Source organism: Kistimonas asteriae, from assembly GCF_018263925.1.
Classification (GTDB): Bacteria; Pseudomonadota; Gammaproteobacteria; order Pseudomonadales; family Endozoicomonadaceae; genus Kistimonas; species Kistimonas asteriae.
This window is the reverse complement of sequence record NZ_JAEVHF010000002.1, coordinates 272,726-296,018: the sequence shown is the minus strand read 5'-3', so window position 1 is coordinate 296,018 and position 23,293 is coordinate 272,726. Positions and strand designations below refer to the sequence as shown.

19 protein-coding genes are annotated in these 23,293 nt (G+C 51.0%); 10 read left to right on the top strand and 9 right to left on the bottom strand.

Translation table 11 applies throughout. The features are described 5' to 3' along the window. The first annotated feature begins 7 nt into the window (after positions 1-7). Positions 8-679 (top strand): hypothetical protein, encoded by a 672-nt coding sequence (locus KHS78_RS03625; RefSeq protein WP_211825193.1) that lies wholly within the window; start codon positions 8-10, stop codon positions 677-679. Between the two features lie 47 nt (positions 680-726). On the opposite strand, the gene KHS78_RS03620 is transcribed toward KHS78_RS03625, so the two are convergent. Continuing rightward, positions 727-1,701 (bottom strand): PstS family phosphate ABC transporter substrate-binding protein, encoded by a 975-nt coding sequence (locus KHS78_RS03620; protein WP_211825192.1) that lies wholly within the window; start codon positions 1,699-1,701, stop codon positions 727-729. 189 nt (positions 1,702-1,890) lie between these two features. Between KHS78_RS03620 and KHS78_RS03615 the strand changes: the two genes are divergently transcribed. From KHS78_RS03615 to KHS78_RS03605, 3 genes are read left to right on the top strand one after another with little or no spacing between them, the layout of a single operon-like run. Then, the gene (locus tag KHS78_RS03615) at positions 1,891-2,454 is read left to right on the top strand and encodes a TRAP transporter small permease subunit (protein WP_211825191.1); all 564 of its coding nucleotides are present in this window, start codon (positions 1,891-1,893) and stop codon (positions 2,452-2,454) included. Then, the gene (locus KHS78_RS03610; RefSeq protein WP_211825190.1) at positions 2,451-3,824 is read left to right on the top strand and encodes a TRAP transporter large permease; all 1,374 of its coding nucleotides are present in this window, start codon (positions 2,451-2,453) and stop codon (positions 3,822-3,824) included. Before KHS78_RS03615 ends, KHS78_RS03610 begins: the two co-directional genes overlap by 4 nt. 10 nt (positions 3,825-3,834) lie before the next feature. Beyond that, on the top strand, positions 3,835-4,230 hold the full coding sequence (locus KHS78_RS03605) for an acyl-CoA thioesterase (protein WP_211825189.1): 396 nt from the start codon (positions 3,835-3,837) through the stop codon (positions 4,228-4,230). Positions 4,231-4,280: 50 nt separating this feature from the next. Here KHS78_RS03605 and KHS78_RS03600 read toward each other — a convergent pair whose 3' ends face one another. Further along, a complete protein-coding gene (locus KHS78_RS03600) occupies positions 4,281-4,892 on the bottom strand; it encodes a hypothetical protein (protein ID WP_211825186.1) in 612 nt (203 codons plus the stop codon). After that, positions 4,892-6,220 (bottom strand): peptidylprolyl isomerase, encoded by a 1,329-nt coding sequence (locus tag KHS78_RS03595; RefSeq protein WP_211825185.1) that lies wholly within the window; start codon positions 6,218-6,220, stop codon positions 4,892-4,894. Before KHS78_RS03595 ends, KHS78_RS03600 begins: the two co-directional genes overlap by 1 nt. Positions 6,221-6,509: 289 nt before the next feature. On the opposite strand from KHS78_RS03595, the gene KHS78_RS03590 reads away from it, so the two are divergent. Further along, positions 6,510-8,567: a S9 family peptidase gene (locus KHS78_RS03590; protein ID WP_211825183.1), complete on the top strand. Its 2,058-nt coding sequence runs from the start codon at positions 6,510-6,512 to the stop codon at positions 8,565-8,567. A 42-nt stretch (positions 8,568-8,609) separates the two neighbouring features. On the opposite strand, the gene KHS78_RS03585 is transcribed toward KHS78_RS03590, so the two are convergent. Both KHS78_RS03585 and KHS78_RS03580 read right to left on the bottom strand, forming a co-directional pair. Next, the gene (locus KHS78_RS03585; RefSeq protein ID WP_211825181.1) at positions 8,610-9,338 is read right to left on the bottom strand and encodes a substrate-binding periplasmic protein; all 729 of its coding nucleotides are present in this window, start codon (positions 9,336-9,338) and stop codon (positions 8,610-8,612) included. A gap of 128 nt (positions 9,339-9,466) precedes the next feature. Then, positions 9,467-10,129: a fumarylacetoacetate hydrolase family protein gene (locus KHS78_RS03580; RefSeq protein WP_211825179.1), complete on the bottom strand. Its 663-nt coding sequence runs from the start codon at positions 10,127-10,129 to the stop codon at positions 9,467-9,469. A 123-nt stretch (positions 10,130-10,252) separates the two neighbouring features. Between KHS78_RS03580 and KHS78_RS03575 the strand changes: the two genes are divergently transcribed. After that, positions 10,253-10,513, top strand: coding sequence for a DUF4404 family protein (locus KHS78_RS03575; RefSeq protein WP_211825176.1), 261 nt, complete (start codon positions 10,253-10,255; stop codon positions 10,511-10,513). A 47-nt stretch (positions 10,514-10,560) separates the two neighbouring features. Here the strand turns inward: KHS78_RS03575 and KHS78_RS03570 are convergent, their stop codons facing one another. Continuing rightward, the gene (locus KHS78_RS03570) at positions 10,561-11,994 is read right to left on the bottom strand and encodes an FAD-binding oxidoreductase (protein ID WP_211825175.1); all 1,434 of its coding nucleotides are present in this window, start codon (positions 11,992-11,994) and stop codon (positions 10,561-10,563) included. Between the two features lie 179 nt (positions 11,995-12,173). Between KHS78_RS03570 and serA the strand changes: the two genes are divergently transcribed. Both serA and KHS78_RS03560 read left to right on the top strand, forming a co-directional pair. Then, complete coding sequence (gene serA, locus KHS78_RS03565; RefSeq protein ID WP_211825173.1) at positions 12,174-13,403, top strand: phosphoglycerate dehydrogenase; 1,230 nt, start codon at positions 12,174-12,176, stop codon at positions 13,401-13,403. A 218-nt stretch (positions 13,404-13,621) separates the two neighbouring features. Beyond that, positions 13,622-14,653 carry a hypothetical protein gene (locus KHS78_RS03560; protein ID WP_211825171.1) on the top strand — a complete coding sequence of 344 codons (1,032 nt, stop codon included), beginning with the start codon at positions 13,622-13,624 and terminating at the stop codon, positions 14,651-14,653. 1,088 nt (positions 14,654-15,741) lie between these two features. Here KHS78_RS03560 and KHS78_RS03555 read toward each other — a convergent pair. Both KHS78_RS03555 and aptA read right to left on the bottom strand, forming a co-directional pair. Next, positions 15,742-17,232, bottom strand: a complete 1,491-nt coding sequence (locus KHS78_RS03555) for a CoA-acylating methylmalonate-semialdehyde dehydrogenase (protein ID WP_211825170.1) — start codon at positions 17,230-17,232, stop codon at positions 15,742-15,744. 28 nt (positions 17,233-17,260) lie between these two features. Beyond that, on the bottom strand, positions 17,261-18,589 hold the full coding sequence (gene aptA, locus KHS78_RS03550) for an omega-aminotransferase AptA (protein ID WP_211825168.1): 1,329 nt from the start codon (positions 18,587-18,589) through the stop codon (positions 17,261-17,263). Positions 18,590-19,006: 417 nt separating this feature from the next. Between aptA and KHS78_RS03545 the strand changes: the two genes are divergently transcribed. Continuing rightward, the gene (locus KHS78_RS03545; RefSeq protein ID WP_211825166.1) at positions 19,007-20,509 is read left to right on the top strand and encodes an aldehyde dehydrogenase; all 1,503 of its coding nucleotides are present in this window, start codon (positions 19,007-19,009) and stop codon (positions 20,507-20,509) included. Positions 20,510-20,545: 36 nt separating this feature from the next. Next, positions 20,546-21,898: an NAD(P)/FAD-dependent oxidoreductase gene (locus KHS78_RS03540; protein WP_211825164.1), complete on the top strand. Its 1,353-nt coding sequence runs from the start codon at positions 20,546-20,548 to the stop codon at positions 21,896-21,898. Between the two features lie 93 nt (positions 21,899-21,991). On the opposite strand, the gene KHS78_RS03535 is transcribed toward KHS78_RS03540, so the two are convergent. Then, positions 21,992-22,981: an ankyrin repeat domain-containing protein gene (locus KHS78_RS03535; protein WP_211825162.1), complete on the bottom strand. Its 990-nt coding sequence runs from the start codon at positions 22,979-22,981 to the stop codon at positions 21,992-21,994. Positions 22,982-23,293: the final 312 nt, after the last annotated feature.

Sequence of the window (23,293 nt, the reverse complement as noted above, 5' to 3'; positions counted from 1 at the left end):
ACAAATCATGGAACGGACGATTCTCAATATCCCTGTTTACCGGCCACGGCACAGTGCGGAAGCAACACGGTACTCACCTTATCCTACGATTAGTGCGCTTCTTAAAGGAAGCCCTTCATCAGATCCTAACAACAGCCCTTTTGTACGGGATATTGATGTTTCTATCGCCGTCTATCAGCGTCAGGTTGTAACTACGCCCATAGCAGCGTCTTCTTCAAGTATTCCCAGACAACACAAGACTAAACAGAACACAGAAGCCTCTGCGGCAGAACCGACTGATCTAACACCTACATCAGGCGCCATATCAGAAGGCACTATTCAAAATCAGAGGGAATTCAAGGTCATTAAAACCAATGAATTTAATTTGCCTTACCAATGTTCTCATTGCTCACTGAAAGCCCCAACTATCGGCTTACTGAGACCCCACTCCCTTACTCATATTCCTGATGGGACTTTATTGTGTACATTGTGCAATGTAACCATTAGAGATTATATGGAGTTCAAAAAACATAATCGTAATAACCATAACACCTCATCTTTAACCACTATCCCTGATAGAAAACATGCATCGGAAGCCGCAGAGTGCACAACATGTTCTAAGTGGATCGCTGAAGCCCCTAATCTGCAAGTGATGATCTGCTTTCACAAAATGCCAGTTACCTATTTGAACAAGCAATAAAAAAGGCGAGCAATGCCCGCCTTTTTTATTGCTACGGCAGCTTAACGTTAGAGAATCTCCAGCTGCTTCAGCGTCTTCTGAACCACCTTGCTCGGCAGCGGGATATAACCATCCTTCACAACCACTTCCTGGCCCTGCTTGGACAGCACCATCTTCACAAACTCACGCTCCAGCGGAGTCAGCGGCTTGTTAGGCTGCTTGTTCACGTACACATAGAGAAAACGGGACAGTGGATACTCACCCGTCACGGCATTGTCAGCTGTCGCGTCAACGAAAGGCTGACCCGGTTTCTTCGCCAGCGGTACAGTCCGGACGCTGGAGGTCTTGTAACCAATACCGGAGTAACCGATTCCGTTCACAGACGCGCTGATGGACTGCACAACAGAGGCTGAACCCGGCTGCTCATTCACGTTGTTCTTGAAGTCACCCTTACAGAGCGCCTTTTTCTTGAAGTAGCCATAGGTGCCGGATACGGAGTTACGGCCGTACAGCTGGATATCACGGCTTCCCCAGGGACCGTTAAGTCCGGTATCGCCCCAGTCCTTAATGGCGCCATCTTTGCCGCACTTGCGGGTCGAGGAGAAGATAGCGTCCACCTGAGACATGGTCAGTCCCTGGATCGGATTATCCTTGTTGACGAAGACCGCCAGGGCATCGATAGCGACCGGAATAGCAACAGGCTTGTAGCCGTGCCTCTTCTCGAAGGCTTCCAGTTCCTTGTCCTTCATCTTGCGACTCATGGGGCCCAGGTTGGAGGTGCCTTCAGTCAGTGCCGGCGGTGCAGTGGAAGAACCCGCAGCCTGGATCTGGATATTAACGTTGGGATATTCTCGCTTGAAGCCTTCCGCCCACAGGGTCATCAGGTTCGCCAGGGTGTCGGAACCGACGCTGGACAGGTTACCGGATACGCCGCTGGACTTGTTGTACTCTGGCAGATTCCCGTCGACTTTGGGTGCAGCCTGGGCGGTCAGGGCAACGCCGGCGGTCAGCGCCAGGGCTGTCGCAAGACTTTTCAGTTTCATTATTCTTTTCTCCTGTGTCTCGTGTTCTTATCAACCGCTAGGGGTACTCGTAATCTTCGCGTATCAGTATCCGGCGGATATATGACGAATATATGTAAGGGTTATTACAGAATCATGACACGCAAACGGGTGCCTCTAGCGTGAGGGTTTCGGTATAATCCTCCAATAACAATAATAACAGGGGGCTACATGAACACCTGCGTGCGCCTGACCCGCAGTCTGGTAAAGGGGATCGACCACTTTACCGAGAAAACTGGCCGCACTGTTGCCTGGCTCAACCTGCTGCTGATGCTGGTTGTCTGTACGGTTGTCCTGCTGCGTTACCTGTTGAACCAGGGTTCGATTGCCCTGCAGGAATCCGCCACCTGGATTCACACGATTATTTTCCTTTCCGCCTGCGCCTGGACGCTCAAGCATAACGGCCATGTCCGGGTTGATATCTTTTACCGTCGTTTCTCACCACGCCGTCAGGCACTGGTCAATGCCTTGGGTAGCCTGTTTCTGTTGCTTCCGGTCTGCGTATTGATCGGCGTGATGAGCTGGGAATATGTCAGCCAATCCTGGGCGATACGGGAAACTTCACAGGAAGCCGGTGGGCTACCGGCACTCTACCTGTTGAAAAGCCTGATCCTGGTGCTGACGGTCACACTGATCCTGCAGGGGGTTGCCGAAGCATTGCGCAACCTGCTGATTCTCACCGGTCATGACACCCCGCCCGCAGACGCTGAAAATCTACCCCGGGAGACCGCATGAGCGAATGGATTCCCCTGCTGATGTTCCTGGTGGTCTGCCTGGTATTGCTGGCCGGTTATCCGGTTGCCTTTTCCCTGGGAGGCACCGCGCTGGCGTTCGCCGCCCTGGGTACAGCTACCGGTGTCTTTGATGTGGCCTTCCTGCAGGCCCTGCCCAACCGCTTGTTCGGTATCATGACCAACCAGACCCTGATGGCAGTACCGCTGTTTGTCCTGATGGGCGTCATGCTGGAAAAATCCCGTGTCGCCGAAGATCTGCTGGAAGGTATGGCCCGTCTGTTCGGTCGGGTACGTGGCGGACTGGGCATCTCCGTTACCTTGGTCGGCATGCTGCTGGCTGCCAGCACCGGAATCTGTGGCGCCACCGTCGTGACTATGGGACTGCTTTCCCTGCCCACCATGCTGAAACGGGGTTATGACCCGAAACTGGCGACCGGCACCATCTGCGCCACCGGCACACTGGGGCAGATCATTCCGCCCTCCATCGCGCTGGTGCTGCTCGGCGATGTCATGTCCACAGCTTATCAACAGGCCCAGCTGGACATGGGTATCTTTTCACCCAAGACCGTTTCTGTTGGGGACCTCTTTGTCGGCGCCATGATTCCCGGGCTCATTCTGGTGTGCCTCTATATTGCCTGGCTGGTCCTGATGGCCTGGCTGAAACCAGAAAGTTCACCGCCCGTTACCGAATCCGATCATGGCAGTACCGCAAACCGGTCGCTCTTCCTGAGTCTCGCACCACCACTGCTGCTGATTTTTGCCGTACTGGGTTCCATCATGGCCGGTATCGCGACGCCCACAGAGGCCTCCGCCGTCGGCGCCTTCGGTGCCACCCTGCTGGCTCTGACCAAAGGTCAGCTCTCGCTGGCACGCACTGGCGAAGTGGTTCGTTCAACCACGGAAGTCACCTGCATGGTCTTTTTGATCCTGATTGGTGCATCCGTGTTCTCCCTGGTATTTCGTGGCTTCGGTGGTGATGAAGCGATTCAGCACATTTTCGAGAGCATGCCGGGCGGTGTCTTTACGGCAACATTGATCGTGATGCTGGTGATCTTCCTGCTCGGCTTCATCCTCGATTTTATTGAGATCACCTTTGTTGTCGTTCCTATCGTCGGGCCAGTACTGCTGGCCATGGGACTGGATCCTATCTGGCTCGGCATCATGATTGCCGTGAACCTGCAGACCTCATTCCTGACGCCACCGTTCGGGTTTGCGTTGTTCTACCTGCGGGGTGTCGCGCCGGGCAGCGTCGCTACCACTGATATTTATAAAGGGGTTGCGCCGTTTATTATGATCCAGCTGCTGTTGCTGGCATTGATGGCCATCTGGCCGGGTATCATCACCTGGCTGCCATCACAGGTTTACCAATAGGGAGTAAGGTATGGAAACATTGAGAACCGATCACCTGCCACACCCTGAAGGGGAACTGTCCCTGCGGGTTCAGGCCATGCCACGGGACACTAACCCGGATAACGATATATTCGGCGGCTGGGTTGTCTCGCAGATGGATCTCGCGGCTGAAATGAGTGCACGACAGGTCGCTCATGGCCGGGTTGCCACGGTCGCCATCGACAAACTGGTGTTCATGCGCCCCATTGAAGTGGGCGATGTGGTGAGTTTCTACACCATCGTTTCAGACACTGGTCGCAGCTCCATTCAGGTGCAGGTTGAGGCCTGGACACGGAATCCAGTAGCGGATGAAGAGCATAAGGTCACGGAAGGCAATTTTGTCTTTGTGGCTATAGACAACAAACGTCGGACACGAAAGATCAGCTGAAACCGCGTGTTACACGAATAACGTCATTTGAACGGCGATAACCCAACCTGTCAGGGGTTTGGGTTACCACCGTTTTTGTCGATGCCCATTTCCTGTTCCAGCTGTTGTTTCATCGCACGAATACCTTCCAGTTTACGAATACCTTCATCCAGCTGTTCTTTGTCCAGACCTTCCGCTTTGGCTCTCTCAATCGCGGCCTCCATGGTTGTGATTTTATCTTCCGCGGCAATGACGAATGCCAACTTCAACTGTTCTTCCTGACGAGCCTCATAAGACTGATAGCGCTCCGGATCATTCCGTTCTGCCGCAGAAGGCAACACCCTGGGTTGATATTCTGCGACAGAAGGCGCACGTTCATCGCCATACCTCAATGAATCTCTGAACGAACGAATCGCGTCAGCGTCAAAGTCCGGCTTACTGGCTATGCTGGCGACACTTTCTCTATCCGGTTTCCGGGGCGCCGGCTTTTCAGCACCAGTGTTTGACTCTATTGGCACAGCCTGTTGATTCACTTCCTCCGAATCACCGGGCGTCTCGATCTCAGACAGCGATTTTTTTTGCAGCCCCGGGTTTTGCGCGTTATCACTGAAGACCCACACAACAGTGGCAAGTGTCAGGAGGCTGCTGACGACAATGGCGATCCCTTTTTTCTGAACAACCATCAGAACACCCCGATATAGTCAGGATTGATATGCACAGGCACATCTTTGCGTAGCCGCTCTTTTAACTGTGCAAACTGTGTTTTGGCCTTCTCAAGGGCAATCTGCCGGGACGCGAGGTAACGCACCGTTTCACTGTCTTCCCGATAGAAACCTTTCTTCTGCTCCGTCACCAGGATAATTTCCCAGACTGCTGGCTCCCCGGCCTTCACCGGGCGTCTGACTGGACGAGACGGTATGTCTGGCTTCTGCATGAATGCCATGGATTCCAACCAGTCAGGCGCTTTATCTGTTCTGGCCATCCAGCCCAGGCTGCCGGGTTCATCCCCGATACGGTCATCCGCCATGGAATGCTGTTTGACCGCCTCAGAAAACGTTAATCCCTCCAGCAACTGCGCATAGACGTCATCAGCCTTTTTCTGGCTATCCAGTTGTATGTGAAAGGCTTTGACGGCTGTCAGTCTGCTGAACTGTTTTTTGTTATTACGGTAGTACGCTGTCACTTCCTGTTGCGACACCGCATCAGCCAACTGTCGCAGCACAGGGTTACTGCTGTGCATGACATTAAACAAGCCCAAGCGCTTGAGCACAGTCTCACGCTCCCGTCGATCGATCAGCACCCTTTTCATGGATTGCAGGTCAGCGGTTGTCAGACCGGTATGCGCCTCTGCCCAATACGCAACAACCCGATGCCCCAGCAACTGCTCAACCTGTCCGGCAAGATAGGCGGGGTTCGCCCGACTCAACTGAATGCGCCCCTGCACATTCTGACGATCATAAATATCACGCAGGGTGATCGTTTCAGTCTTTCGCCCAGGCACACGATACGTTAGCAGTATGGTTTGATTGAAAATCTCCAATTGGCGTGCTGTCGCATCAAACGACACAGGACTTTTGTTGTTCATTAAATCAGTCAGGTTGTTCTGCGAGGGAATGGACTCTTCCTGAATAAAACCCGCAATACCCCCAGGCTGTTCCCTGATCCAGCGCTCAAGTGGCTCGCGCCAGTATTGACGCACAAGACCATTTAATTGATCAGCAACTGCGACGTCCGAAGAGAACCCAACGGGGTTCTCTTCTGTGACCAACCCGCTACTTTCTCGCCAGTGAGCCAGCAATCGATTATCGATCAGATCCCGAAGCACGCTTTCCCGTGTTGTCCGAAAATCGCCCGGTTTGGCCTGTTGATAAAACACATCCAACGCAACCGTGGTAATCACTTCGCCGCCGACAATCGCGGCGATATTCTTGTCGTTGATATCCCGTTCGATGGCGCTGTACACCACCGTTGATAACAGCATGGCTATAACTGTCATTGCATACCGGATCATGCGCCACCTCCACGGGTATTGAGGCTGCCTTCAGACTGTATAAGCCGGTTCATCTGGCAAGAGGTGCTCAGCTGACCCGTTTGCGGGAATGGTGACAAGGCGTCTTTTATTATTTTCATCATGCCTGATACTGCTATTGAATAATTGTTCTTGCGTTATCTTACCCAATGAAACGACTATTGCAGTATCTGATGACCGTTTTATGCCTTATCAATCATCCGCTGCCGACGCCAGCTGACCGATTCAATGGCATCATGAACCGCGAATTGCCGAAAACCGGACACTTCTGATGATCAAGCCTCCCTTTGCCAGAAAGCAGCCCTACATACTGGAATATCATGACCATCAACGGACTGACGACTACTATTGGCTACGCGACGATAGTCGTGAAGATCCTGAAATCCTGTCCTGGTTGAAGGCAGAAAATGACTATACCGATGCGGTTATGGCGCCCTATACGCCGCTGCGTGAATCCCTGTATCAGGAACTGATTGGCCGTATCAAGAAAGATGATTCAACGGTGCCTGTACTGGATAACGGTTACTGGTACTACACCCGTTATAGTGGCGATGATGAATACCCCGTTCATGCAAGAAAAGCAGAAACACTCGACAACCCCGACGAGATCCTGCTGGACGGCAACACGCTGGCCGAAGGCCACGAGTTTTTCAGTATCGGCGATATGGATGTCAGCCTGGACAACCAGTTGCTGGCCTGGAGTGAAGATACGGTAGGCCGCCGTATCTATACCGTTCATTTCAAACATATTGAATCCGGTGAGCGGTTGCCCGACCGTCTGGAACAAACGACAGGAGACGTTGTTTGGGCCGCTGACAACCGTACCGTGTTTTATATCCGCCAGGATACGCAGACACTGCTCGGCTACCAGGTATTCCGACATACACTGGGCACGGAACAGAAGGATGATGTTCTTGTTTACGAAGAGCAGGACAAAAGCTTCTATACCGGCATTGATCGTACCCGTGATGACAGCACGCTGTTGATCACCCACGACAGCACCACGCAATGCGCTGTCTCGCTGCTGGATGCTGCAACACCAGAGGGGGATTTCACGCCCTTCCTTTCCAGGGAAGCTGATCATGAATACGACATTGCCAAGCTGGATGACTGGTATTACATCCGCACCAACTGGCAAGCCACCAACTTCCGCCTGATGAAGGTTCAAGCAGCCCAGAGTGCCGATAAATCCGCCTGGCAGGAAGTGATTCCCCACCGGGAACACGTGTACCTGGAAGATTACCTGTTATTCAACGATGCGCTGGTACTCAATGAAAAAGAAAACGGGATCACCCGTATTCGGGTGATTCAGCAAAGTACCGGCAAAGAACATCCACTGTCGTTTGACGACCCCGTGTTTGTCGCCCATTTCTCGGCCAACCCGTCAGTGGACGCACCGAGTGTCCGTATCTGGTACAGCTCCATGACAACGCCGGATACCATCTACGAATACGACCTGATCACTGGCGAACGGGAACAATTGAAGCAGAAAGAGATTCCCGGCGGGTTCAACACATCCGATTACGCCAGTGAACGACTGTTCGTTAAAGCGGCGGATGACACGGAGATTCCCGTGTCACTGGTATGGCGCAAAGACCGATTCTGCAAAGACGGCACCAATCCTCTCTATCAGTACGGCTATGGCGCTTACGGTTACACCATTGAACCCTATTTCTCCGCCAACCGTCTCTCCCTGCTGGATCGTGGCTTTGTCTACGCCATCGCCCATGTGCGTGGCGGCCAGATGCTGGGACGCCCCTGGTATGAAGCCGGTCGACAGCAGCAAAAACGTAACAGCTTTACCGACTTCATTGATGTGACCCGTGCACTCGTAACGCAGAAGTATGCCGATAAAAACAAGGTGTTCGCTTCCGGAGGCAGCGCCGGCGGCCTGTTGATGGGGGCTGTCGTGAATATGGCACCGGAACTCTACCTGGGCATCAACGCTGATGTACCTTTTGTCGATGTGGTGACAACCATGCTGGATGAAAGCCTGCCACTGACAACCAACGAGTATGATGAATGGGGTAATCCCAACAACAAGACAGACTACGATTACATGTTGTCTTACTCACCCTATGACAATATCAAACGTCAGAATTATCCTAATATGCTGGTGACGACGGGCCTGCACGACTCACAGGTACAGTACTTTGAGCCGGCCAAATGGGTGGCAAAACTGCGCGAATACAAAACAGACGACAATAAACTGTTGTTCTATACCAACATGGAAGCCGGTCATGGCGGCGCATCAGGGCGTTACCAGCAGCAGAAAGAACTCGCATTGGAATATGCCTTCTTCCTGAGCCTACTGGAACAACAACAGTAAAAACCCGATACGACGGCCTGATCACTCAGGCCGTCAATCTGATTATTCGTTTTTGTACTGGCTCAGAATGGTTTTCAGCTGGCCATTTTTTTTCAGTGAACCCAGTTCCGTATTCAGTGCCTTGATCAGTTCGGGGTTGGCGTTTTTGTTCATCGCCAGCCAGAGCTGGCTGGTATTGAATGTCAGCAGTCGCTTAACGTCCATATTGTAGCGTTCAGCGATAAACGGACCAGAGAGGGAACTGGTTGCCCAAAGGTCAATTTTGCCCAGACGCATATTCATGGCATTGAGGACATCGCCACGGGTGGTAACCAGTGGCACTCCTTTCTCCTTGAGATAATCACTGATGGCATCGGCCTCATAACCGCCAACCCGGTAGTTCTTGAGATCATGGATAGATTCCAAACTGACATCACTGTCTGCCGGCGCCAGGATAATCCACTCTTCATCAAACAGCGGCCCTACCCATCGGAAGCGTTCTTCACGCTCTGGCGTTCTGAAAGTGGAATAAATACCGACGTTTTCATCATCCAATGCCTGGTTAAAAGCCCGATCCCACTGTGGATAGAGTGTGACCCGGTACTCCAGGTTCATGGTATCAAACAGGGTACGAACAATATCCGTGGCAATGCCTGTCACCCGCTGGTTACGGGCATATTCACTGCCATTATTGGTCATGTTTAGCGGTGGAAAATTTTCGGTAACAAGATGGTATTGCGCGGCCTGAACGCCGGAAATAAAAAAACAGAAAGCCAGTGCAAGAATACGCATGGTTCACTCCCCAGTACAACCCGATTCTAAAGAGTTATTGTGTGGACACATTTATTATCTGCTGCCAATCGGGTTTGCCGGATTGATCTCGCCGGATCTTACCGGCAAGCCCACTGGTCAGCGGTTATTTAAAGCACGCTCGATTCTACCGCCATCAGGCCATTAATTTCAGCCTTGAGTGTCATGCCACTGGCCAGCTCACCGACGCCTGCCGGTGTTCCTGTCAGCACTACGTCCCCTGGGCAAAGGGTAAAATGCTCACTGATATAGCTGATCAGCGGCAAAATCGGCATCAACATTTCAATACTGTTCCCATGCTGGCGTATTTCACCATCAATGGACAACTGGAAATCAATGTCGTCCCACTGCCCGACCCGTTCAGTACTGACAAAAGACGACAAAGGACAAGCACCGTCAAATCCCTTGGCGATCTCCCAGGGGTGTCCTTTTTCTTTCAGTCGCCCCTGAAGTTCACGCAAGGTCAGATCCAGGGCCAGCCCGACACCGGCAATCGCAGTGATCACATTTTCAGAGGATATATGGCTGATTTCACGGCCAATGAGGATCGCAATCTCCGTTTCATAATGCACACTGCCGCGCTGTTCGGGTAAACGAACAGGGTCAGAAAAGGGTGCGAGTGCCGTTGCCGGTTTCATGAACAGCAGGGGCTCTGTCGGCACGGGATTGTTCAGCTCACGGGCGTGCTCCGCATAATTGCGACCGACACAGACGACCTTTCCAACCGGAAACGTCGCGGGCTCCCCTTCGATGGTGTGGCAGGTATAACGCATGGCATTCCTGTTGTTGTCAGTGATGGTCATATGCTATCGCGCAGGCATATTTGTTGTTTGCACTTTGCCGTTTCATCCTCTCTCTCGCTGGTCTAAGATGGAACAGTCGGTGGAGAGAAAATTATGAATGACAAACTCAATGCCCACATCCAGGATCTTCATGACCTGCTGGATGGTCAACCAGTCGATGAGTGCACGGCTGCCAGTCTGCGGCAGATAACCGATGAACTCGAAATCGCGCTGGCCAGGGCCGAAGGGAAAGTTCCCGTGGAAACCTTCAATGACCGGCTGGAAAAGGAGGCCATTGAATTCGCTGAGGAGCACCCTGCCGTCGCCCAAACCATAAGACAGATAATGAATACCCTGAACAGTATTGGTATCTGACCCAACCGCCGGACCGTTCACATGAACAGCCCGGCGACTCTTCCTGATCACAGGTCAAAAATTTTACCCGGGTTCATGATCCCGTCAGGATCAAAGACTTTCTTGACTCCTTTCATCAGTTCAATCTCTGCTGCTGACCGGGTGTAGGTCAGGTAATCTTTTTTCAGCAAGCCGACCCCATGTTCGGCAGATACCGAACCGCCATACTGTTGCACAATCTCAAACACCCAACGGCTGACCTTGTTGCAGCGTGACAGGAACTCCTCGCGTGGGAGCGTTTCCGGCTTAAGAATATTCAGGTGCAGGTTGCCGTCGCCAATATGGCCGAACCAGATGATTTCGAAATCCGGGTACTCCCGTGAAACCACCGTATCAATCTCTGCGAGGAACGCAGGCACTTTCGACACCACCACCGAAATATCATTCTTGTAAGGCGTCCAGCGGGAAATGGTTTCGCTGATATCCTCCCGACAGCGCCAGAGGTTGGCCAGCTGAGTCTGGTTCTGACTCATCACCCCATCAATCACCCAGCCGTTGTCCACACACTGTTCGAACAGCTGCATCGCCTGATCGGCAATCGACTCATTCAGGCATTCGAATTCCAGCAGGGCATAAAAGGCGGTTTCTGTTTCAAAGGGGCGCTGAACACCAGCATGCTCCACGACCTTCGCCAAGGCTTTTTCTGAAAAGAATTCAAAGGCTGTCAAATCGATGCTGTTTTGGAAGGTATCCAATACCTTCATAACGTCGTCCATTTCAGGGACACCCAACAGCAACACGGTCAGATCCTTGGGGGGACGGGTCAGGCGCATGGTCGCCTCAACAACAAACCCAAGCGTGCCTTCACCACCAATAAACAGCTGCTGAAGATCATAGCCCGTATTGTTTTTCAGCAAGCCTTTGTTGAATTCCAGCAATTCTCCGGTACCTGTCACCACCTTCAGACCGGCAACCCAGTCACGGGTCATGCCATAGCGGATGACCTTAATACCACCAGCATTGGTCGCGATATTGCCGCCGACATGACTGGAACCACTGGAAGCAAAATCCACCGGGTAATACAGCCCCTGATCATCGGCATACTGCTGCAGCTGTTCCGTCACAACGCCGGGACCGCAGACGACGGTTCGATCTACAGAATTGAAATCACTGATTGTATTCATGTGGTCAAACGAGACTACGATTTCACCCTGCACGGCGACCGCACCAGCACTCAGGCCGGTTCGGCCACCAGACGGCACCAGCCCAATATTATGTTCGCGGGCAAAGCGGACGACGGCCTGAACTTGTTCAACGGCCTTCGGGAAGACAACGGCCAAGGGCGCCGGATCATGAAAACGGGTCCAGTCCCGTCCCCAGGTCAGCAGGGCGTCATCATCGGTGAGAACTCTTGCGGGCGCCACACACGCGGTCAGCTGCGCCACCCGTTCGGCGCGGACTTCCGGTGAAAGAGCGTTCTGCGGAAACTGCTCGCGGGTCATGCACTATCCCCCGTATTCACGGAATCTTCCCCATTTTCACGTATTTTTCATTATTGACCTGAACAAATTTCATTGAACAGGGTTGTCCGTTCTTCTGGCAGGCTATGTTATCATCAGGCGCCCGCCGGAACACTGCCGGGCATGATAAAACACCAAGAATGAAGTCGGGATAAGCGAGCATGGCCACAACATCACTGGACAAGAGCAAGATTCGTTTTCTGCTACTTGAGGGCGTTCACCAGTCAGCTGTCGACACGCTGAAAGCCCAAGGCTATACCAACATAGACTATCTCTCGACCTCATTGCCGGATAATGAGCTGAAAGAGCGGATTCGTGAAGCACACTTCATCGGTATTCGTTCCCGCACCCAGCTTACCGAAGACATTTTTGCCCATGCTGAAAAGCTGATTGCTGTCGGCTGCTTCTGCATCGGCACCAACCAGGTCGAGCTGCAGGCGGCCACCCGTCGTGGCATTGCCGTCTTCAACGCCCCCTATTCCAATACCCGCTCCGTTGCCGAATTGGTACTGGCAGAAGCCATCCTGTTACTGCGCGGCGTGCCAGAGAAAAGTGCATTAGCCCATCGGGGGGTATGGCGGAAAAGCGCCAAGAATTCCTATGAGATTCGTGGCAAAAAGCTGGGCATTGTCGGCTATGGTAATATCGGCAGCCAGCTGAGCGTACTGGCAGAATCTCTGGGCATGGAAGTCTATTTCTATGATGTCGTCACCCGCCTGCCACTGGGTAATGCCACCCAGATTAATGATCTGGATGAACTGCTCGGCATGGCCGATATTGTGACCCTGCATGTCCCTGAAACCCAGGCCACGCAGGAAATGATCGGTGAAGCAGAGCTGGCAATCATGAAAGACAGCGCTATTCTCATTAATGCTTCACGTGGCACTGTGGTAGCGATTGATGCCCTGGTTTCTGCCCTGCAAAGCCAGAAACTGCTGGGCGCGGCCATTGACGTATTCCCGGTTGAACCCCGTTCAAACGATGAGGAATTTTTGTCTCCGCTGCGCGAATTCGACAATGTCATCCTGACACCTCACGTTGGCGGCAGTACCCTGGAAGCACAGGACAATATTGGTAAGGAAGTCGCGGAGAAACTGGCGAAATACAGCGACAACGGTACCTCCCTGTCGTCTGTAAATTTCCCGGAAGTCGCCCTCCCGGCGCATCCCGGCAAACACCGGATTCTGCACATTCATGAGAACGTGCCCGGCGTACTGTCAAATATCAACCGCATTTTCTCTGACAACAATATCAATATCAGCGGCCAGTACCTCCAGACCTGTGAGGATGTGGGTTATGTTGTGATTGATGTCGAAGCTGACCAGAGCCAGCTGGCGCTGGAGAAGGTCCAAGAGGTTAACGGCACCATCCGTTGCCGTATTCTGTATTGATATTACTCACCCTATGCTGGCAAGTGCCTAGGCTCTTGTCAGCATATCTGACATGTTATCGCCTGCTCAGGTGAGTTATAAGTAAGCCTAAACCACTTTAAGCTATCAATTCTTACAATCACGTCAGCTAGCACAACAATTATCAACAAGCCAACACACTATTTCCTATTACGTGGTCTAATCAGCATTTACCAACAAATGATCAACTATCCAGAAATATGGCTATCACTCCCTTCAATTACGCAGATTACAAACCCACTAGAAGCCAACTGAAAAAAATAAAACAATCCAAGGGCGAGAACTGTGTTCTGGAAACCGAACAAAACCTACCAGCAAGCACCTTTCACAGAAAGAATCCACGGGAGGTTAAAGTAAAAAAATCAACAATCCGTGGTGCGAATTTTGGTGTGCACACCATAAATACAGTACAAGCCTTTAAATTTCTATCCACTTATGATGGGCCAATAGTCACGCTTGATACAAAAGAAAGGAAAATCTGGCTAAAAAATAGAAAATTACGTTCTCATCTAAAAACGCTAGATGGGAGTTTATCAAACGGCACCAAAGTCATTAAAGGTCTGCGTAAAGACATAAAAGGGCGAGGCGTCGCAAGTCTGGTTAATGACCCAGCCAATAATTTTGCGTTTGCCAACACAAGGCTTGTCACCAACAAAGCAAAAGGAGTCATTCATTTAGAATCAACACAGAAAATTAAAAAGAAAAGAGAACTATTCTACCATTATGATATAAATTTCATATTTCCATTTAAAAGGGTCGTTCGTTTAACGCGCAAAGAAGTCAAACAAAACATCCCCCACTTATCGACCTACCTTAACGAAAAAAAAATCAAAACACCTTACTGGAAAGAAATGACAAAAAAAGCACTAACAAATACAAGAATAAAGTGGACACCGGCACTAGCAAATTATGCTCTTATCAGAGAAGGCTTTATTAAGCAAAAGAAGATCACAGCTGAAGCACTAAAATTATTAAGACCGGATACAAAAGTCTATAAAAAGCTCCTATTACGCTATATCAGAAACATTCCCTATAAAAATAACACCCTCTTAACTGTTCAATTAAATGATGAAGTAATACCCTTACCAGGAAAAAGTCACTCAACCATCTGGACACCATCAGACTTAACCAACCTGACTCTAAAAATTAAACGTCGAAAAGAAACACTTCTTCCTCCAATCCCAAAATTAGCAATAAAACTAGATTGGGTTTGCAGTCAGATTATTGAATAAACACTGCATCCAAAACATAAATTTACTTTAATATTATTAACCCGTAAACGTTATGACCTGACAGCTACAAGTCAGTTTTCGCGTGATCAAAAGGTGAGATTCAGGCTATCAGATTCTCCTTAAAAATACACCTCCTAGCTTAGCGACGCACATCCATATCACTCGCATTCAGCGATCATAAATGGCAAAGAATACTGACAAGTACCTATACAATGTAATCTCATATTTTGTCGCTTACAGTCCACATGGCGTGGGCTGGGGCTCTGAGAAAATTCAGGCCTGGATACTTAATAGCTCCAGCTTTTTGTCAGCAGCTCCGTTAATATCCTATGTATTACTCATCATACTGATTTCTTTGTAGAAAATGGCGACAAATGCATAACTTACCAGGGAACTTTTAACATTAATTCGAATCAAAAAGGGGAATTACTATTTTAGACTAGCACCAAAGAAAAGAGGTGAAATGCTATAACTCCTCCAAGATCAAAACTTTTAATTGTATACTTCCAACGGAACGACAATAGATATTCAACCAAAAACACCCAAGAAAAAAACCAGATTTCAACTATTAAAGTCCAACCCTATTTATCAATTAACACACAACCTCATTACAGCAGGCATAAAAATAACAGTATCAACCGCAGAATGACGACTGGACAACCAAAAGCTTCTCCTACTGATACGCCAGAAAGCTTTCAAGAGCAAATAAAAAAGTTGGCCTACATAGATGAAGCACAAGATAATGACTCTAGTGATGAGTCGCCTTCTAAAGAGCTCTCACAGCAAAGTTCTTGCAAGGCAAGCGTAAACGAAACTGATAACAATGATACTAATGCTCCACCACCTCTTGATACAAGACAGTCTACAACAAACTCACTCCATTCATGCTTCAGCATGATTTTATCACCCGATAATCGAAATCCATTATTACTTTGTTGCGCCGAATGCATTCGATGCCAAGTCAGCTGCTGGTGGTCATGCTGGTGGCCTTGTTGTGAATGGTCTGATTGTTGTTCATCAACGTGTCGTGAAGCAGGTTTACCTGATGAGGAAGAAAACAGGTTTCCTCATCAGGCTGAACAATGACATCACTTCATGGTAGGCATCACAAACTCTGCACCGCTGCGAATGCCGGTCGGCCAGCGTGACGTGATCGCCTTGCGACGGCTATAGAACCGCACACCGTCCGGACCATGCATATGCAGTGGGCCAAACAGCGAACGCTTCCATCCGCCAAAGCTGTGGAATGCCATGGGAACCGGAATCGGCACATTGATGCCGACCATACCGACCTGGATCTCATGGGCGTACTGGCGGGCGCAATCCCCATCACGGGTGAAGATGGCCGTACCATTGCCGTATTCATGGGCATTGATCAGTTCGACCGCTGTTTTGTAATCCGGCACCCGGACAACACACAGTACCGGCCCAAAAATTTCTTCCTGATAGATGGTCATCTCGGCCGTGACATTGTCGAACAGGCAACCACCGATAAAGTACCCGTTTTCACAACCAGGTACTTTCAAGTCACGGCCATCGACAACCAATTCAGCTCCCTCTTCAACTCCCTTATCCACATAGCCCTTGACCTTAGCCAGGTGTTCACGGCTGATCAGCGGCCCCATTTCCAGACCTTTTTCCTTGCCGTTACCTATCTTGAGTTCAGCCACTTTGGGCGCCAGCTTTTCAATCAGCTTGTCGGCGACATCACCCACTGCGACAGCAACAGAAATCGCCATGCAGCGTTCACCGGCAGAACCGTAGGCTGCGCCCATCAACGCATTAACAGCCTGATCCAGGTCTGCGTCTGGCATAACCACCATATGGTTCTTGGCACCGCCAAGCGCCTGGACGCGCTTGCCATGAGCGGAAGCTGTCGTATAGATATATTCGGCAATCGGCGTGGAGCCTACGAAGCTAACAGCCTGCACATCTGGATGGGTCAGCAGGACATCAACTGATTCTTTATCACCATTAACGACGTTGAAAACACCATCCGGCAAGCCGGCTTCTTTCAACAACTCCGCCAGACGCATTGGCAAAGAAGGATCCTTTTCAGAGGGCTTCAATATAAAGGTGTTACCGCAGGCGATCGCGATCGGGAACATCCACATCGGCACCATGGCCGGGAAGTTAAACGGTGTAATACCGGCAACCACACCCAGTGGTTGATTGACGGACCAGGCGTCCACCGCCGTACCGACACTCTCAGTGTGCTCACCTTTCAGCAGGTGCGGAATACCACAGGCAAATTCAACCACTTCCAGGCCGCGCACCAGTTCCCCACAAGCATCTTCGTAAACCTTGCCATGCTCGGACGTAATCAGGCCCGCCAGCTCATCACGATGTTTTTCCACCAGTTCCTTGAACCGGAACATGACCCGTGCACGGCTCAGCGGTGTAGTATCTTTCCATGCCGGAAACGCCGCCTTGGCAACAGCAATGGCTTTCTCAGTTTCTGCGGCGCTGGCCAGTGCGACAACACCGGTCTGTTCACCGGTCGCCGGGTTGAATACCGACTGGGAGCGCTCGCTGCCTTCCGTTCGCAGCCCGTTAATGAAATGGGTGTGGTTCTGCATAACTTCTCTATCCTGCTTTCTGTAATCGTTATTCTGTTGCTCGGATGGCGTTTTCAAGCGTACCCACCAGCTGGTCAATATGCGACTTCTCTATAATCAGAGGCGGCGACATAGCCAGAATATCCATGGTGCACCGTACCATGACACCATGCTCGTAAGCATTTTTGAAGACCTCAAAGCCACGAGCACCCGGCTTGCCGTCACGGGGCGCCAGTTCAACCGCGGCCACCAACCCGGTGTTACGGATATCAATAACATTAGGCAGCCCTTTCAAACTGTGAACGGCTTCCTCAAAATAGCTTTCCATCTCAATGGTGCGCTGGAACAGACCATCCCGCTCATAGATATCCAGTGTCGCCAGCCCTGCCGCGGCGCCTACCGGATGGCCGGAGTAAGTATAGCCATGGAACAGCTCTATCATGTTTTCCGGACCTTGCATGAAGGCGTCGTGTATTTCGTCACTGACGAAGACCGCTCCCATGGGAATGGCGCCGTTGGTGAGCCCCTTCGCGGTGGTGATGATATCCGGCACCACATCCCAGCGGGTTGACGCAAAGGCTTCGCCCACGCGGCCAAAACCGGTGATCACTTCATCAAAAATCAGCAGGATGCCATGCTTGCGGGTAATTTCACGAAGACGACGCAAATAGCCTTTCGGCGGCATGATGACACCACCCGAGCCTGACATCGGCTCGACAATCACAGCGGCAATATTGGAGGCATCGTGCAGGGCGACAATCTTCTCCAGTTCATCCGCCAGTTCAACGCCGTGTTCCGGCAGACCTTTGCTGAAGGCATTCAGGTTAATGTTCAGGGTATGGGGCAGGTGATCCACACCATTCAACAGGGAACCATAAACTTTCCGGTTATTGGGAATACCGCCAACCGAAATACCGCCAAAGTTCACGCCGTGGTAACCCTTTTCACGACCGACCAGTCGCTGGCGGGTACCTTCTCCACGCGCACGGTGGTAGGCAATGGCAATTTTCAGTGCCGTCTCTACAGACTCAGAGCCCGAATTGGTGAAGAAGACGCGGTTCAGGTTACCCGGTGTGTGCTCGGTCAGGCGCTCGGCAAACTCAAAGGCCAGTGGGTGTCCCATCTGGAAAGGGGGCGCATAATCCAGTTGTGCCACCTGACGGGCGACGGCCTCGGATATTTCCCGGCGACCATGCCCTGCATTGACACACCAGAGCCCCGCCGTACCGTCCAGGACCTTTTCGCCCTTGTCACTGGTGTAATACATGCCTTCCGCGCTGGTGAACATCCGCGGCTCCGCCTTGAACTGGCGATTGGCGGTGAATGGCATCCAGAAAGCGTCCAGTCCGGGCTTGCCGGCATCAGAACTGAAACTCATGGAAAAGACTCCCTGTTGTTATTCTGTCCAGACAACCTGCGGGGGAACAGGGCTGTATGGTTCTTGTTATTCGTATCAGTGTCGTTGTCAGCAGGTTGTGTCGGTGACACGTTGGGTTACATCCCATCCAGCCGCACTAACTGTCAGGTATTTTTATCAGCTACTGCCGTCTTCACGATGAAATTTAGCAGAGATATGTAAAATATATCAAACACTAAATTACACACTTTCCCCTCTATTTGTTTATTTTTGTCAAAAATATTGCATGGATCGTGATAGCGATAGTAGAGTCATGTCGATACCACGACCGTAAGACGCATGTTCAAAATACTGCGCAGCCTGCCAAACGCTGAACCCCTGACAGGCGACTGTGTCGAACCCATAATGACAACAAATACACAAACCAGGTGGTAATTCATGACAGACATCCGCAACAGCCGCGAACAGTGGGAAGCCATGGCGGCTGAACTGACCATCAATGGCCGTGCTTTTATTAACGGCGAATATACTGATGCGGCCTCCGGCGACACCTTCGAATGTCGCTCGCCCATCGACAATCGCGTTCTGACCCAGGTCGCCAGCTGCGATCAGACTGATGTTGACCAGGCCGTTGCCAATGCCCGCACCACCTTTGAGGCCGGCAGCTGGTCACGCATGGCACCGGCGGCGCGCAAGCAGGTCATAATCAAACTGGCCGGCCTGTTGCTGGAACATAAAGATGAACTGGCACTGCTGGAAACCCTCGACATGGGCAAGCCCATCAGTGACAGCCTGGCTGTGGATATCCCTGCCGCTGCCCGCAGCTTGAGCTGGAGTGGTGAAGCAATCGACAAGGTTTACGACGAAATCGCACCAACCCCTGAGAACGAAATCGGCATGATCACCCGTGAGCCGATCGGCGTCGTGGGCGCCATCGTACCCTGGAACTTCCCGCTGCTGATGGCCTGCTGGAAACTGGGTCCGGCGCTGGCGACCGGTAACAGTGTGGTATTGAAGCCTTCCGAGAAATCACCGCTGACCGCTATCCGTATTGCGGAACTGGCCATCGAAGCGGGTCTACCCAAAGGCGTTCTCAATGTTCTGCCAGGCTTTGGCCATACTGCGGGCAAGGCGCTGGCTCTGCATAACGATGTGGACACGCTGGTATTCACCGGCTCCACCCGTACCGCCAAGCAACTGATGGTTTATGCTGGCGAATCCAACATGAAGCGCATCTGGCTGGAAGCTGGTGGCAAGAGCCCGAATATTGTATTCGCCGATGCCCCGGATCTCCGGGCCGCTGCGAGTGCCGCCGCCGGCGCTATCTGCTTCAACCAGGGGGAAGTCTGTACCGCAGGTTCCCGTCTGCTGGTTGAAGAATGTATCCACGATGAATTTGTCGCCATGGTGATTGAGGAACTGCAGCAGTGGAAGCCCGGTCATCCGCTGGATCCGGAAACCAATGTCGGCGCCATTGTTGACCAACAGCAACTGCAGACAGTCTTGAACTATATCGAAGCCGGACAGCAGGATGGCGCCCTTCTCCAGACCGGTGGCGCCCAGGCGCTGTCAGAAACTGGCGGCTATTATGTGCAGCCCACGGTCTTCACCGGCGTCAGCAATAAGATGCGAATTGCCCAGGAAGAGATTTTTGGTTCTGTTCTATCGGTCATTACCTTCAACGGGGAAGAAGAAGCCGTCAGCATCGCCAACGATACGGATTACGGACTGGCAGCAGCGGTCTGGAGTCAGGATATCGGTAAGGCTCACCGTGTTGCCAAGCGCCTGCGTGCCGGCTCCGTCTGGGTCAACCATTACGACGGTGGAGATATGACGGCCCCGTTTGGCGGCTACAAGCAATCCGGCAACGGCCGTGACAAATCCCTGCACGCCTTTGATAAGTACACCGAACTCAAGGCGACGTGGATTTCACTGGGCTGATCCTGAATAAAATAATAACAAGAGAGGGAGAGAGACATGACGGAGACCAGTGTCCGGGAAGCGCCGATCACTGTGGATATCGTCACCCATAAACGTACCCGCAGGCCGGTCCACAGTGACCGGCATGCCGACTCGTACTATGCGGCGACCGTCAATACACAGACTGACTATCCGGTGCTTGATGAACATATCACCACCGATATCTGCATCATCGGCGGCGGTTTCAGCGGTGTTGCCTCGGCGCTGGAGCTGACTGAACGGGGCTTCAATGTCGTCCTGCTGGAAGCCCACAAAATCGGCTGGGGTGCATCCGGCCGTAATGGCGGCCAGCTGATTCGCGGCATTGGTGAGAATCCTGATCAGTTCCGCAATCAGATTGGTCAGGATGGTGTCGAAGCGATCCACACGATGGGACTGGAAGCCGTTGACCTGGTGCGAAAGCGCATCGCCAAATACGACATCCCGTGCGATCTCAAAATGGGGTATTTCGATGCCGCCATGAAACCCCGTCATCTGCGCGAACTGAAAGAAGACTACGAGTGGATGCAGTCACGTGATTATCCCCATGACCTAAAAATGATCAGCCAGGAACAGGTCAGCGATATCGTCGGTACCGACCGCTATATTGGCGGGATGGTGGATATGGGCAGTGGACACCTGCACCCACTCAATCTGTGTATCGGAGAAGCGGAAGCTGCGGCCAGACAAGGCGCCCGCCTGTTCGAATACTCCAAGGTCAACAAGATTCAGAAAGGCGACAAGCCCAAAGTCTTCACAGACAAAGGTTCGGTTACCGCCGACTTTCTGATTCTTGGCGGCAATGCCTACATGGGTGATCTGGAGCCTGCCATCGGCGGCAAGGTACTGCCAGCTGGTAGCTACATTATTGCCACCGAGCCGCTGGCACCTTCTGTGTATAACTCACTTATCCCCAGTGACTACGCCATCTGTGACATGAGCGTTGCCCTGGATTACTTCCGGCTATCGGCTGACAAGCGGCTGCTGTTTGGCGGCATGTGCAATTATTCGGGGCGTGATCCCAAAGACATTGTCGAATCCATGCGTCCCAAGATGCTGAAGGTTTTCCCACAACTCAAGGATGCCAGGATTGAATACCAGTGGGGCGGCATGATCGGCATCGGCGCCAACCGGATGCCACAGATCGGGCGACTGGGACCCAACATCTATTATGCCCAGGCGTATTCAGGTCACGGCGTAAATGCGACCCATACTGCGGCTCGGGTGCTGGCAGAAGCCATCACCGGCCAGGCGCAACGTTTTGATGCGTACGCAAAAATACGCCACATGACCTTCCCCGGCGGCAAGACCTTCCGGTCTCCGATGTTGGCGCTGGGGATGTTGTGGTACCGATTAAAGGATATGTATTAAGTCATTTGCTGTATTCCCGACTTGATCTGACAGTGATCATCCAAGAAAAGGTAACTGTCTGATCAAGTCGAATACAACTTAGTTCATCCACTTCTACTTAAAAAGATTTTTAATCTCTTCAGGGAATTTTCTCTTATCGGGGAGGTGAAGCTCATCAACATCAGATTCGTTATGTAAATGTTTAGCAACCGAATTTACACTCAACTTTTTAAGCGATGGGAACTTTGCCAATGATCTAAGCTCATTTAATTCTTCAGATTCTTCACCGTATCTCTCGACTAATAAAGAGTACGGTGTATCACCCCTGTCATCCCTTACGTATAAATTTGCACCATTTTTTACCAATAACTTTACCACCGACAAAGGCTTATTAAATCTAATCAGATCAAATAAAGGAGTAGGCCCTATACCTAAGTGCCATTTATCGGGATTCGATTTGTACTCAATTAGCATTTCAACATTTCTTTTTGTTTTTGATTCTCCGTGTTCGCTTACATTTGCCGTGGCTGTTAATACTGGATTACCAATCTTGGTAGAAGCACCGGCCTCTAATAAGGCTTTCAACTTGTCTTCACGTCCTACCGAGCATGCAAGAACTAAGGCGGTGTCCCCATGTGAATTCGTCATATTGATTAATGGATAAGATAATACATCGGTATCTTCCTCATCGTCGAATAAAGTTTTTCCACCGATTGTAAACAAGCCGACTTCTGCAGCTAGCAATGCTTTTACTATATCTAAACTGCCCCAATCTACCGCCGAATGCAATGCAGTTTCACCATTTTCATTAGTATTAGTAATATCAACACCTGCTTCTATCAAGCTTTCAACAACAGCTAGCTTTGCATACCTTGCTGCAATATATATAGGCCTCCATTTCTGGAAATAATCGGGATTTTCTGTTTCTAAATCCGCTTCTCTACGAAGAATAAGGTCTATGACTTCACTATCAGTAGTAACATTATCCATTAGCATTCTGGCGATATTCCTGCCTCTAAATCTACTTTGACTTACTTCATCCTGATCTGAATGGCGGTTTGATCTCAATGAATGACTAATACCCGCTTGCTGAATATTTTCCATTTCAAACTCCTTGAATGATAACTACCTAGCATCTTCCATATCTGCAAACAATATATGCATCTAAGTATGTTTCCCTGTGATGTATACTATGACCTGTTCACCTGCTGGAAGTTCCGATTGGATGACATAAGTACCCAGTCTTCAGTTTTTTTAGCGAACAAGACCTCACTCTGTGGGCTGTAGCCGATAAAATATGAGATTATTTATGGCCGGGTACTTACATACAACCTCAGACGCTGAGTACGCCTAATCTGATGCACGTATTGTAACTAGTAAAAACAGCAGGTCTAAAGAGAATTCAAGCTATTACGC